The organism is Streptomyces luomodiensis, assembly GCF_031679605.1.
Classification (GTDB): domain Bacteria; phylum Actinomycetota; class Actinomycetes; order Streptomycetales; family Streptomycetaceae; genus Streptomyces; species Streptomyces luomodiensis.
Map to the genome: position 1 here is coordinate 3,113,455 of NZ_CP117522.1, position 12,993 is coordinate 3,126,447.

Sequence of the window (12,993 nt, forward strand, 5' to 3'; positions counted from 1 at the left end):
CCCTCCTGGCGAGAATCAGAGGTTTCTCGGCATTTTCGCCGCTGTTGGCTCGGTGACGCCCTTCATAGTCTCGTGGCACCAACCGCCGACCACGAGAAGGCTCTCCACATGTTTGACAAGAGCAAGGGCACGAAGAAGGTCACCCGGCGCACGATGCTGCAACGTGGGGCCGGCGTCGCCGCCGCGTCCGCGTTCGCCGCCGCGGTCTCCCATCCGCCCGCCGCCGCGGCGTCGAGGCCGCGTGCCGATGCCCTGCCCACGGCGGTGGCCGGTGTCCGCATTCCCGACAGCGACGTGGCCCGGGAAGCCGCGGCGTTCGCACGAGGCGCGTCCACCGAGACGCTTTTCAACCATGTCATGCGGACGTACCTCTTCGGCTGTCTGATGTTCGACAGGAACGGCGTGCGCTACGACCGTGAGCTCGTCTTCGTCGCCTCGGTCCTGCATGACCTCGGGCTGGTCGAGGCGTACCGGACGCCGAATGAGCGCTTCGAGGTCGACGGTGCCGACGCCGCACAGCGGTTCCTCCGGCAACAGCGGATGTCGGCCGACCGGGTGGCGGTGGTCTGGGACGCGATCGCCCTGCACACCACCGCCGGTATCGCGGCTCGGAAGCGACCGGAGATCGCCATGATCGCCGTCGGTTCAGGTATGGATTTCTCCGGGAATGACCTTCAGAAATTGCCGTCCGACATTCTCGATGACGTGCTGACCGCGTTTCCCCGGAAGGGATTCAAGCAAGAGGCGATCGACACCATAGTGTCGCTGTGCCGCACCAAGCCGATGGGAGAGCTCATGCATCCCTTCGCCGAGGTCGGCCGCCGCCATATCGCCGACTTCTCGGTGCCCACCGTGGAGGACCTGCTGCTCGCCGCGCCCTTCGAGGATTGACGCCACACTCCAAGGCCGCGTACCGCCGGCCGGGTCACGCGTCATTCGTGGCGTAGTACAGCCGGCACACGCCCCCGTCGTAGTCGGTCGCGGCCTCCAGCACCTCGCTGCCGTCGGCTGAAGGCAGCAGGCTGGAGCTGTAGTTGGGGCAGAAGTCGACCTTGTCGGACGTCACGGCGACGGGGGCCGGGATCTCGCGCCAGGCACCTTGGCCGCCCTTGCTGTTGGTCCAGATCGTGCGCCCGCTGCCCTCGGCCTTGCTGCCGTCCGCGTTGTACATCGCCTGCCCGACCAGCAGCAGCTTGCCCTGCGGATTTCCTTCCTCCGGTGCCCAGGCCAGGTTCGGCGCGTGCTTGAAGTACTTGCCGTCCGCGGTCTCGGGCCGGAAACCGAGGTTGGCGGGGTCGCCCCAGTCCCATCCGTCGGGAGAGGTGCGGTAGTGCACCACGCATGAGTACTGGGCGTCGTCGGAGCAGATCTCGTAGGTCATGATGTACGTGCCGGTCGGCAGCTTGCGCACGACCGCCATTCCGGGGCGGTCGGAGACCGGGGCGCTCGCGACGGTGTCGTGGAGGCCGCTCCACGAGACGCCGTCCCGGGAGCGCACGGCGACGAGCTTCTGGCTGTGGCGCGGATCGGTTTCGTCGGAGTAGTGGCAGACCAGGTTCCCCTCGGCGTCGATGGAGAACTCCGGCTCCCACAGCCCCTTGGCGTCCGTGGCGGCGGCGACCGTGGACAGGTAGGTCCAATGGCGGCCCACGTCGGTGCTCTTGAACGCCCGTATCGACATCCGGCGGTCGGACTCGTCCTGGCCGAAGGAAGCGGCCCACAGCAGCGTGCCGGCCGGCATGTCCCCGACCCGTCGCGGCAGTTCAAAGAGAGTCGCGCAGCACAACCCCCGGCCGTCAGCGGACTTGGGGTCGGCGATGGTGCCCACTTGGCGGAAGCTCGCTCCGTCGTCGGTGCTCTCCTGGATGGTGCCGACGCCGTCACCGCCGTCGTGGACGACGGACGAGGCGAGCACGCGTCCGTTGCGGTCGCCGCTGTGCTCCAGCCGGATCGCCCGGGGGTAGAGGGCCGCGCCGTCGCGCAGCGGAGTGACGGTCTTCTTCCGCAAGGACTCCGCGGCGCCCGATCCGCTCTTCGCGGAGCCGGCGGCGGAACGGGGGTCCCGGGAGCCGGAGTCGTGCGAGCCGGATGTGGCGGAGGACTCGGCTCCCGCGGCGTCGTTCCCGGTGTCCTGGCAGGCGGTCAGCCCGAACGCGGCGGCGGCGACCACCGCGGCGGCGGCGACGGCCTTGCGGGTGTGGTGACGTGCGGTGCGATAGGGCATGTGTCCCCCCGTGTCGTGAGTTCTGTCGTGGGCCGCCCCGTCCTTCGGGCTCGTGGCGACCACACTGTCCGCCGCCGCTGATGGGCTCCTGCCGATCCGCTAACAGGCCGCTAACCTCTCGTTCTCGCCTTCGGCGGCGGTGGGGAACTGTCCGGATCCCATCGCTCACGATCAGGGTCCTGGTGCCCCGGAACGGTCGGTTCACGTAGTGTCATGGCGTGTACGGGAGTGTCAGCGAAAAGCCCGAGAAGCCAGCACCCGCCCGTGGCGGCGGGCAGCACATCCTGGTCGTCGACGATGAAACGAGAATCGCCGAACTGCTGGCGACCACCCTGGAGCTGGCCGGTTACCGGGTCGGCACCGCGGCCACCGGCGGGGAGGCGCTCGACCGGGTCGGACGGGAGCGGCCCGACCTGGTGATCCTCGATGTGATGCTGCCGGACATGGACGGCTTCACGGTGTGCCGGCGTCTGGTCGCGGCCGATGAGGACCATCCGCCGGTGCTCTTCCTCACCGCCCGCGACTCGCTGGACTCGCTGGTCACCGGCCTCGGCATCGGCGGGAACGACTACGTCACCAAGCCGTTCCGGATCGCCGAGGTGCTGGCCCGGGTGCAGGCGCAGCTGCGCACCCGGAGCCGGCGGCGGGAGGAGCCGTCGCCGCGCTACGCGGATCTGGTGCTGGACGATACGACCCGTCAGGCGCGGCGCGGGCAGCGGACGCTGGCGCTGACCCCGGGGGAGTTCCGGCTGCTGCGCTATCTGCTGGTCAACGCGGGCCAGGTGCTGTCCAAGGAGCAGATCGGCGAGCATCTGTGGCTGGCGGAGCACAGGCGTTACGGGGACAACGCCATCGAGAAGCTGGTCTCCCGCCTCCGCCACAAGGTCGACGGGGCCGGGCCCGCCCTGATCCACACCCGCCGTGGCTTCGGCTACTGGCTCGGCCGCCTCGCGCAGATATGAGCGCGCACGGGGAGGAGGCGGACGAGCGCCAGCAGCGGCTGGAGGTGCTGCTGCACGAGCTGCGCACCTCCCTGACCACCATCCGGGGCTGGGCCGAACTCCCGCTCCAGGGGCTCAGCGACGACCCCGAGCTGATGGTGCGCGCCCTGCGCCGGATCCAGGACGAGGCCGACCGTATGCACCAGGCGGTCCAGCAGGTGTTTCCCCGTGCGGACGCCTCCTGGGTACCGGTGCCGGCCCGGGAGCCGGTGTGTCTGCGGGACGTGGCGGACGAGGCGGTGGCGGATCTGGGGGTGCTCGACCCCGAACGCCCCATCGCGCGGGAGGACTCCGGCCGGGTGGCCCTCGTCGCCGACGGCCGCCTGCTGCGGCACGCCGTCCGCAATCTGCTGGTCAACGCGTTGCGGCACACCCCCGCCGGGTCCCCGGTGACCGTGGCGGTGCGCGGTCCGGTGGCCGGGCCCGGCGGGCAGCCTCGGGCCGAGCTGTCGGTCAGCGACCAGGGGCCGGGCATGAGCCCGTACGACATCGCCCGGCTCACCGACGCTCGCTCCGCCGAGGACGGCCGGAGCGAGCTGGGCGGCGGGCTCGGCCTCACCATCGTGCGGCGGGTGGTCGAGCGGCACGGCGGCGAGGTGACCGTGCGCAGCGCACCGGGCCGCGGCACCACGGTCACGCTGGCCTTTCCCGCTGTCAGCGATTCGTCAGGAAACTGACCGTGGGACGTCAGGTGGAGGGGGTTCGCTGGTCACCACGTCCCCGACGCGGGAGCAGTCCCTGACGAGAAGGAGCACGTCCCCGACGCGAAGGATCGGTCCGACGCGCAGGAGCACGTCCCCGACGCGAAGGATCAGTCCGACGCGAAGGAGAACACGTCCCCGTATCTCGAAAGGTTCACGTCCCCGTATCGCGAAGGTTCACGCTCCGCTCATCGGAATCCCCCACCCGAGGAGAGACATGACCGAGACGCTGGCAGAGACCACGGCCCAGGCGGAAGAGCCGCTTGCGGAGTTTCCGATGCCGCGTGCGGCCGGCTGCCCCTTCGACCCGCCCCCGGCCACCCGGGTTCTCCAGAACGAGCGGCCGATCGCGAAGGTGCGGCTGTGGGACGGCAGCACCCCGTGGCTGGTGACCCGGCACGCCGACCAGCGCGCGCTGCTCGGCGACCCGCGGGTCAGCTCCGACCCCCTGGTGCCCGGTTTCCCGCATCCGAACGAAGGCTTCCGCGAGAACTCCAAGCGGCGGCGGACGTTCCTCGGCATGGACGACCCCGAGCACGCCCGGATCCGCCGGATGGTCACCGCACCGTTCGCGATCAAGCGGGTCGAGGCGTTGCGGCCCGACATCCAGAAGATCACCGACGATCTGATCGACGCCATGCTGGCCGGGCCGACCCCGGTCGACCTGGTGCGCGCGTTCGCGCTGCCGCTGCCGTCGCTGGTGATCTGCCGGCTGCTCGGGGTGCCGTACGAGGACCACGACTTCTTCCAGAAGAACAGCTCGGTGCTGATCAACATGGCGTCGTCGGTCGAGGACGTGGTCCGCGCCAACGAGGCGCTGACCGACTACCTGGACAACCTGGTCGCCGCCAAACTCGCCGACCCCGCCGACGACATGCTCTCCGAGCTGGCCGCCCGGGTCAGGGCCGGTGAGCTGACCCAGCGCGAGGCCGCCAACATGGGCGTGCTGCTGCTGATCGCCGGTCATGAGACCACCGCCAACATGATCGCCCTCGGCACCGTCGCGCTGCTGGAACACCCCGACCAGCTCGCCGTCCTGCGGGAGACCGACGATCCCAAGGCGGTGGCCAGGGCGGTCGAGGAACTGCTGCGCTACCTGTCCATCGTGCACAACGGCCGGCGCCGGGTCGCGCTGGAGGACATCGAGGTCGGCGGCGAGACCATCCGCGCCGGGGACGGGATCATCCTCCACACCGGCACCGGCAACTGGGACGCGGAGGTCTTCCCCGAGCCCGAGCGGCTGGACATCAGCCGCGACGCCCGCCGCCACATGGCGTTCGGCTTCGGCGTCCACCAGTGCCTGGGCCAGCCGCTCGCCCGGCTGGAGCTCCAGGTCGTCTACAGCACGCTCTACCGCCGGATTCCCACTTTGCGGCTGGCGACCGGCCTCGACCAACTACCGTTCAAACACGACGGTGCCGTCTACGGCGTCTACGAACTGCCCGTCACCTGGTAACGAGGAGTACAAGTCAGCCATGCGCGTGGAAGTCGATGTGCCCAAGTGTGTGGGGTCAGGTCAGTGCGTGATGATCGCCCCTGATGTGTTCGACCAGCGGGAGGAGGACGGCATCGTGGTCCTGCTGAACGACAGGCCCCCGGCCGAACTCCACGCTGATGTGGAGGAGTCCGCGGTGGTCTGCCCGGCGGCGGCGATACGGGTGGTCGAGAAGTGAAGCAGGTCGTGGTGGTCGGTGCCTCCGCCGCCGGTCTCGCGGCGGCGGAGACGCTGCGCCGGGAGGGCTACGAGGGCACGATCACGCTCATCGGCGATGAGCCGTACCACCCGTACGACCGGCCACCGCTGTCCAAGCAGATCCTCGGCCGGCAGTGGGAGGCCGACCGGGTGCCGCTGCGCGCGCCCGCCGACCTGGACGGGCTCGGTCTCGATCTGCGCCTCGGGACCGCCGCGACCGGGCTCGACCTCGCCGGCCGTACGGTCGCGCTGGCCGACGGGGCGCGGGTGCCGTACGACGGCCTGGTCATCGCCACCGGCGTCCGCCCGCGCCGACTGCCCGGCGACGGCGGGGAGCGCGCGCATGTGCTGCGCACCCTGGACGACGCCCTGGCCCTGCGGGACCGGCTGGTCCCGGGGCGGCGGCTGGTGGTGGTCGGCGCCGGATTCCTCGGCGCCGAGGCGGCCGCCGTGGCCCGGGGGCTCGGCGTGGAGGTGACCCTGCTGGAGCCGACCCCGGTGCCGCTGGCCCCGGCGGTCGGCGAGCGGGTCGGACGGATGCTCGCCGAGGCCCACCACGACCACGGCGTCGATCTGCGCACCGGGGTCACGGTGGCCGAGGTGGCCGACGGCGGGGTACGGCTGGCGGACGGCACCCTGGTCGAGGCCGACGAGGTGCTGGTCGCGATCGGCTCGGTGCCCAACACCGACTGGCTGGAGGGCAGCGGCCTCACCCTGGGCAACGGCCTGGAGTGCGACGAGTACAGCGCCGCCGCGCCGGGGGTGTACGGCGCGGGGGACGTGGCCCGCTGGCACAACCCGCTGTTCGGTACGGCGATGCGGATCGAGCACCGGACCAACGCCACCGAGCAGGGCATGGCCGTGGCCCGCAACCTCCTGCGCCCGGACGCGCGGAAGCCGTTCGCCCCGGTGCCGTACTTCTGGTCGGACCAGTACGACTTCCGCATCCAGGCCTATGGACTGCTGCGCGGCCATGAGGAGGTCACGGTCGTCGAGGGCGCCCTGGAGGAACGGAAGTTCCTGGCCGTCTACCGCTCCGGGGACCGGGTGGCCGGTGTGCTGGCCGTCGGGATGCCGCCCAAGGCACTGCGCACGTGGCGGCAGGCGGTCGCCACGCGGGCCGCGTGGCGGGACGCGGTGGGGGAGCTGGTCCCGGAAGGGGCGTAGCGACCCAACCCAAGCGACAAAAGCCCGGCCGGCCCACCCCCGGCCGGGCTCCGGTCCATCGTGCCCAGCCGTCCCGGCCCGTCGGCCCCGGCCGCCGGCCCCGGCCGGACGGGCGGGTCCGGCACGTCGAGACCGGCCGTCTCCCGGCCCGTCAAAATGCCCGGTCCAGCCCCGGCGCGTTGCCCAGTCGGTCGCGGCACGTCGGTCCGCCGTGCCCGGTGACGGCCCCGGCGCGTCGGCTCACCGGGCCCGGCCCGCCGACCCCTGGCCCATCACGCCCGGCCGTCGACCCCAGCACGTCGCCTCGCCGCCCCCGGCACGTCGGTCCGGGCGCACCCGGTGCTGGTCCCAACCCGTCGCCGCGGCCGCCCCGGTACGTCGCCTCGTCAGTCCCGACCCGCCGGTCCGGCACGCCCGGCCGTCGGCCCCGGCACGTCGCCTCGCCAGTCCCGTAGTCGGCCCCTGGCGGACGGGCGGGTCCGCCGATCGGCGGGCCCGGCCGTCTGGCGTCGCGGTTGTCGCCGTTATCGCGGTTGTCAGATGGCGTCCGGGCCGCGTTCCCCGGTGCGGACCCGCACTACGTCGTCGACCGGCACGGCCCAGACCTTGCCGTCGCCGATGCGTCCGGTGCGGGCGGCGGTGGTGATCGTCTCCATGACCGCCTCCGCCTCGGCGTCCTCCACGACCACGTCGATCCGCGCCTTGGGGACGAAGTCGACGCGGTACTCGGCGCCGCGGTAGACCTCGGTGTGGCCGAGCTGGCGGCCGAAGCCGCTGGCCTCGGTGACGGTGAGGCCCCGCACCCCGATCTCGCGCAGCGCCGTCCTGACGTCATCGAGCTTGAACGGCTTGATGATGGCCGTGATCAGCTTCATCCGAGCGGGGTCCTGTCCGAATGCGGGAGCGGGCGGTGGGCGTGGGCGTTCTGCGGCACACCGTGGCCCAGAACGCCGTGATCATAGGCGCTCTCGGCGTGGACGGCGAGGTCGAGGCCGGACCGTTCGTCCTCCTCTGCGGCGCGGAAGCCGAGGAACCGGTCGATCAGCTTTCCGATCCCGTACGTCACGGCGAACGCGTAGGCCCCCACCGCCAGCACCGCCACCACCTGCTTGCCCAGTTGCGCCGGGCCGCCGCCGGAGAGCAGCCCGGAGGCGCCGCTGGTCATGGCGGAGGTGGCGAAGAGGCCGATGAGGACGGTACCGACCACCCCGGCGACGAGGTGGACGCCGACGACGTCCAGGGAGTCGTCGTAGCCGAACCGGAACTTCCAGCTCACGGCGTAGGAGCACAGCAGCCCGGCGGCCAGTCCGATCACCAGCGCGCCGGCCACGCCCACCGAACCACAGGACGGGGTGATGGCCACCAGTCCCGCGACCGCGCCGGAGGCGGCGCCCAGGGTGGTGGCGTGGCCGTCCCGCAGCTTCTCGACCGCCAGCCACCCCAGCAGCCCGGTGCAGCCGGCCGCCTGGGTGTTGACGAACACGGCGGCGGCCAGCCCGTCGGCCCCCAGCGCCGAGCCCGCGTTGAAGCCGAACCAGCCGAACCAGAGCAGTCCGGCCCCCAGCAGCACCAGCGGCAGGTTGTGCGGCCGCATGGCCTCCTTCTTGAAGCCGATCCGCGGTCCGAGGATCATCGCGAGCGCCAGCCCGGACGCCCCGCAGTTGACCTCCACCACGGTGCCGCCCGCGAAGTCCAGGGCGCCCAGCTGGTCGAGGATCCAGCCGCCGGGTGCGAAGACCCAGTGCGCCACCGGAACGTATACGAGCAGTGTCCATACGGCCACGAAGACGACCCACGCCCCGAACCGGGCCCGGTCGGCGATGGCGCCGCTGATCAGCGCGGCCGTGAGGATCGCGAAGGTGAGCTGGAAGGTCGCGAACAGCAGGGTCGGCACATGCCCGGTGAGGGTGGTCGGCCCGATGCCGTGCAGGCCGATGTGGTCGAGGCTCCCGATCAGCCCCCAGCCGCCGGTATCGGTCCCGAAGGCGAGGCTGTAGCCGACGAGCAGCCACACGACGGTGACGACGGCGATCGAGACGAAGCTCATCATCAGCATGTTGAGTGCGCTCTTGGCGCGGACCATGCCGCCGTAGAAGAGGGCGAGCCCGGGGGTCATCAGCAGCACGAGCGCGGTGCTGGCCAGCAGCCAGGCGGTGTCACCGGTGTGGAGTCCGGTCGGCATATCGATATGTCACCTTCCCAGTCGGCATGGCTTCGCGTCGAGGCTCGACGGCCGCTCGGGGAAGGGTCACGTTTCCGCGTTACCGAGTGCGCACAGCGGTGTTTCCTGCGTGTTTCGTGTTGCCTGCACGTTTCCGGTGCGGGTTCGCGATGCGCGGTACCGGTGCGCGTTCGCGGTGCGCTTGCGCCGTTCCGGCGCGCGGTTCCGTGCGCGGTTCCGATGGCCGGTGGCGCAGGCCGGTGCCGCACGCGGAAAACCGGCGGCGGCCCCGGCCCGACCCCTGCTACCGTCATCCGCATGAAGCGCGCTGCCATGACGACGACGCCGGAGAGTGTCCCGGCGCGCTGATCGACGTTCTGATCCCAAGCCCCGGGGCGAGTGCCCCGGGGCTTTGCCGTGCGGTCACTCGCCCGATGTCCACCGACATCCACCGACCTCCCCGAGGAGACCGCGATGCCCGACCACCGCAAGCTCGGCCGTGAGCTGGACCTGTTCGACACCGACCCGCTGATCGGCGCCGGCTTGCCGTACTGGCTGCCGGACGGCGCGACCGTACGGCACACCCTGGAGGAGTACATCCGCGACGCCGAGCGCCGGGCGGGTTACCGGCATGTGTACTCGCCGGTGCTCGGCAAGCGGGAGCTGTACGAGCTGTCGGGGCACTGGTCGCACTACAGCGACGACATGTTTCCCCCGATGGAACTGGGCGCGCAGCCGGGCGGGGAGCAGGTCGTCCTGCGCCCGAGCCTGTGTCCGCACCATGCGGTGATCTACCGCTCCCGCGCCCACAGCTACCGCGAGTTGCCGCTGCGGATGGCCGAGCTGGGCGGGATGTACCGCTCGGAGCTGTCGGGCGTGCTCGGCGGACTGACCCGGGTCCGGGCCATCCAGCTGAACGACGCCCATATCTTCTGCACCCTGGACCAGGTCGCCGACGAGGCGGGGGCGGCCCTGGAGATGATCCGCCGGGCGTACCAGGCGCTGGGCATCGCCCCGGCCCGCTACCGGCTCTCCCTTCCGGGCCCGGGAGGGAAGTACGTCGCCGCCCCCGAGCTGTGGCGGCGGTCGACCGCCCTGCTGACCGACGTCCTGGACCGCTCCGGCCTGCCGTACGAGGCGGTGGAGGGCGAGGCGGCGTTCTACGGCCCCAAGATCGATGTGCAGGTGGCGGACGGCGCCGGCCGGGAGTCCACCCTGTCCACCGTCCAGGTCGACTTCCACCAGCCCGAGCGGTTCGACCTGCACTACATCGGCCCGGACGGCGCCCGGCACCGTCCGGTCATGGTCCACCGCAGCATCATCGGGAGCGTGGAGCGGGCCGTCGCCCATCTCATCGAGGTGCACGGCGGGGCCTTCCCCGCCTGGCTCGCCCCCACCCAGCTGGTGGTCCTCCCGATCTCCGAGGCCGAGCTGCCGCAGGCCGAGGCGCTCGTCCGGCGGTGCGCGGACCTCGGGCTGCGCGCGGAGCTGGCCGGACCGGAACGCGGCAGCCTGGGCGCCCGGATCCGGGCCGCCCGCCTCGTCCCCTACCAGGCCGTCGTGGGCGCCAGGGAGGCCGCCGACGGCCGGGTGGCCCTCCGTCTACGCGACGGCCGCCGACCGGCCCCGCAGGCGGCCGACGACACCCTGGCCCGGATCGCCGCGCTGATCGCGGCGCACAGCACCGACCTGTGGGACGAGGCATGACGCCGTCGCACCGCCGGTCTGCGGGACAGCCGCCCACCACCGAGGCTGTAGACCCGCCGCCTGGGAGCTGAGGGCCCGCCGTCCACCATCGGGACGCGGGCCCACCGCCCAGCACCGGCAGCCAGGGACCCACCAGCCACCGCCAGGAGCTGAGCGCCCGCCGCCCACCGCCAGGGCCCCGGACCCACCGCCCACCACCGGCAGCTGAGGGCCCGCCATCCACCACCGGGACCGCGGACCCACCGCCCACCACCGGCAGCCAGAGACCCACCACCCGCCGCCGGGAGCTGAGCGCCCGCCGCCCACCGCCAGGGCCCCGGACCCACCGCCCACGAACGGAAGCTGAGGGCCCGCCATCCACCATTCCGGGGCCGCGGACCCACCGCCCACCACCGGCAGCTGAGGGTCCGCCATCCACTATTCCGGGGCCGCGGACCCACCGCCCACCACCGGCAGCTGAGGGTCCGCCATCCACCATTCCGGGGCCGCGGGTCAGCCGTCGAGAGCGGTCCGCACGGTGGCGACGAGGCGGGAGGCGCGGGCGTCGCCGTGGCCGATCATGCGGTTGGCCACATAGGCGAAGCCCACGCCGAACTCGTCGTCACCGAAGGCGAACTGGCCGCCGGCTCCATCGTTGCCGAAGCTGCGCTCCCCCAGCATCGGCCGGAACGACGGCGAGTCGAGCAGGAAGCCCGAACCCCAGCGCGCTCCCATGTCGAAACCGAGCCATCCCTTACCGGAGGAGATCTCGCGGACCGCGTCCGTCACGGTCTCGGGCGTGAGCAGCCGCTCGTGGCCCTCGATACCGGTCACGGCCGCCGCGTACAGCCCGGCGAGCCCGCTCGCCGACGCGACGGCGCCCGCACCGGGCAGTTCCATGCCGAGCAGCGCCGGGTCGTTCCAGCCGTGCGGCTCGTCGAGGCCGGGGAAGGCCAGCGCGCCGTTCATGGTCACGATGCGGGTCAGCAGATGCTCGGGCCCCGGCATCCCGGGCCGCCCCTCGGCCTCGACCAGCCGGGCCCGCCCGGCCATCTCCGCCACGGGGAGCCCGATCCAGGCCCGCAGTCCCAGCGGGTCCCCCACGGCCTCGCGGAAGTACGCGCCCGGGGTGCGCCCGGTGATCCGCCGGATGACCTCACCGAGGAGGAAGCCGAAGACATGGCCGTGGTACTCGTACGCCGTGTCCGGCTCCCACAGCGGCTTCTGTTCCTCGACGGCGCGGATCACCGGCGCCCAGTCGGCGATCTCCTCGAATCCCAGCACCCGGTCGAGCACGGGCACCCCCGCCCGGTGCCCGAGGACCATACGGCAGGTGATGGCCTCCTTGCCGTACCGGCCGAACTCCGGCCAGTACCGGCTCACCGGGGCGTCGAGGTCCAGCCGCCCCTGCTGCGCGAGGAGGTGGGCGCAGACGCTCACGATGCCCTTGGCACACGAGAAGACCGGCACGGCGGTGTCCCGCTGCCACGCCCGCCCGCTCCCCTGGTCCGCGACCCCGCCCCACAGCTCCACGACCTTGCGCCCGCCGGCGAACACGGTCACCGCCGCGCCGAGTTCGGGGAACTCCGCGAAGTTCCGCGCGAACGCGTCGGCGACGCCCCCGAATCCCTCGTCGGCCCATCCGCTGTACCGCTCCACGGCTCCCCCGCCCTTCCCGCGACCCCGCTGGTCCTGCTGATCCCTGCTGGTCCCTGCTGGTCCCTGCTGGTCCCTGCTGGTGGTCCCTGCTGATGACAACCGCGCCACCCTAGACCGGGGTCACCACTCCCACGACCGATTTACGCTCCGGCCGGGGTCACCGGCGTATCGAGGTGTTTGTAGAAGAAGCTGGAGTCCTCCAGGGAGCCGTCCGGGTCGGTGGCGTAGCCGGGGACGACGCCGAAACGGGTCCAGCCGTCGGCGGCGTAGACCCGCTCGGCGGTGCTGCCGGTGCGGGTGTCCAGGAGCAGGAGGGTGACCCCGGCGGCGGTGGCGGCCGCTTCGGCGGTGGCCAGCAGGGCGCGGGCGATGCCCTGGCCCCGGGCGTCGCGGCGGACCATCAGCTTGAGGATCTCGGCCCGGTGCCGGCCGTTGGGCTTACCGGAGAAGGCCAGGCTGACGGTGCCGTTGATGCCGGTCATACCGTCGCGGGAAACCCAGACGGCGAGGGTGCCGTCGGCCACCGCCGGGGCCTGGGTCCGCCACCAGGACGCGGCGGCCTCATGGTCGAAGGGGGCCAGGAAGCCCAGCGAGGCGCCGTCGTCGACGACGTCGACCAGGAGCTCGGCCAGTCCCTTGACCGCGTCGGGGAAGTCGGCGGCGGTCAGGCGGTCGATGCGGTGGGGTGAGGGCACGGCGGT

12 protein-coding genes are annotated in these 12,993 nt (G+C 72.2%); 7 read left to right on the forward strand and 5 right to left on the reverse strand.

Features of this window, described 5'->3' with window-relative positions; all coding sequences use genetic code 11:
• The first annotated feature begins 108 nt into the window (after positions 1 to 108).
• On the forward strand, positions 109 to 891 hold the full coding sequence (locus PS467_RS13385; RefSeq protein ID WP_311035464.1) for an HD domain-containing protein: 783 nt from the start codon (positions 109 to 111) through the stop codon (positions 889 to 891).
• A 34-nt stretch (positions 892 to 925) separates the two neighbouring features.
• On the opposite strand, the gene PS467_RS13390 is transcribed toward PS467_RS13385, so the two are convergent.
• Positions 926 to 2,224, reverse strand: a complete 1,299-nt coding sequence (locus tag PS467_RS13390) for a glycoside hydrolase family protein (RefSeq protein WP_311035465.1) — start codon at positions 2,222 to 2,224, stop codon at positions 926 to 928.
• 218 nt (positions 2,225 to 2,442) lie between these two features.
• On the opposite strand from PS467_RS13390, the gene PS467_RS13395 reads away from it, so the two are divergent.
• The 5 genes from PS467_RS13395 (at position 2,443) to PS467_RS13415 (ending at position 6,786) form a co-directional block, all read left to right on the forward strand.
• Positions 2,443 to 3,186, forward strand: coding sequence for a response regulator transcription factor (locus PS467_RS13395; protein WP_268971725.1), 744 nt, complete (start codon positions 2,443 to 2,445; stop codon positions 3,184 to 3,186).
• A complete protein-coding gene (locus tag PS467_RS13400; protein ID WP_311035466.1) occupies positions 3,183 to 3,902 on the forward strand; it encodes a sensor histidine kinase in 720 nt (239 codons plus the stop codon). The genes PS467_RS13395 and PS467_RS13400 overlap by 4 nt, the downstream gene beginning before the upstream one ends.
• 241 nt (positions 3,903 to 4,143) lie before the next feature.
• On the forward strand, positions 4,144 to 5,382 hold the full coding sequence (locus tag PS467_RS13405; protein WP_311035467.1) for a cytochrome P450: 1,239 nt from the start codon (positions 4,144 to 4,146) through the stop codon (positions 5,380 to 5,382).
• 19 nt (positions 5,383 to 5,401) lie between these two features.
• Entirely contained in the window at positions 5,402 to 5,599 is a 198-nt protein-coding gene (locus tag PS467_RS13410) for a ferredoxin (protein WP_268971728.1), read from the forward strand.
• Positions 5,596 to 6,786 carry an NAD(P)/FAD-dependent oxidoreductase gene (locus PS467_RS13415; RefSeq protein WP_311035468.1) on the forward strand — a complete coding sequence of 397 codons (1,191 nt, stop codon included), beginning with the start codon at positions 5,596 to 5,598 and terminating at the stop codon, positions 6,784 to 6,786. The genes PS467_RS13410 and PS467_RS13415 overlap by 4 nt, the downstream gene beginning before the upstream one ends.
• Before the next feature lie 536 nt (positions 6,787 to 7,322).
• On the opposite strand, the gene PS467_RS13420 is transcribed toward PS467_RS13415, so the two are convergent.
• Together PS467_RS13420 and PS467_RS13425 are read right to left on the reverse strand one after the other, a co-directional pair.
• A complete protein-coding gene (locus PS467_RS13420) occupies positions 7,323 to 7,661 on the reverse strand; it encodes a P-II family nitrogen regulator (RefSeq protein WP_311035469.1) in 339 nt (112 codons plus the stop codon).
• The gene (locus tag PS467_RS13425) at positions 7,658 to 8,968 is read right to left on the reverse strand and encodes an ammonium transporter (RefSeq protein ID WP_311035470.1); all 1,311 of its coding nucleotides are present in this window, start codon (positions 8,966 to 8,968) and stop codon (positions 7,658 to 7,660) included. The genes PS467_RS13420 and PS467_RS13425 overlap by 4 nt, the downstream gene beginning before the upstream one ends.
• Before the next feature lie 453 nt (positions 8,969 to 9,421).
• Between PS467_RS13425 and thrS the strand changes: the two genes are divergently transcribed.
• Positions 9,422 to 10,654: a threonine--tRNA ligase gene (gene thrS, locus PS467_RS13430; RefSeq protein WP_311035471.1), complete on the forward strand. Its 1,233-nt coding sequence runs from the start codon at positions 9,422 to 9,424 to the stop codon at positions 10,652 to 10,654.
• Positions 10,655 to 11,146: 492 nt separating this feature from the next.
• Here thrS and PS467_RS13435 read toward each other — a convergent pair whose 3' ends face one another.
• Positions 11,147 to 12,292: a serine hydrolase domain-containing protein gene (locus tag PS467_RS13435; RefSeq protein ID WP_311035472.1), complete on the reverse strand. Its 1,146-nt coding sequence runs from the start codon at positions 12,290 to 12,292 to the stop codon at positions 11,147 to 11,149.
• 140 nt (positions 12,293 to 12,432) lie between these two features.
• Positions 12,433 to 12,987, reverse strand: a complete 555-nt coding sequence (locus PS467_RS13440; protein ID WP_311035473.1) for a GNAT family N-acetyltransferase — start codon at positions 12,985 to 12,987, stop codon at positions 12,433 to 12,435.
• Positions 12,988 to 12,993 lie beyond the last annotated feature (6 nt).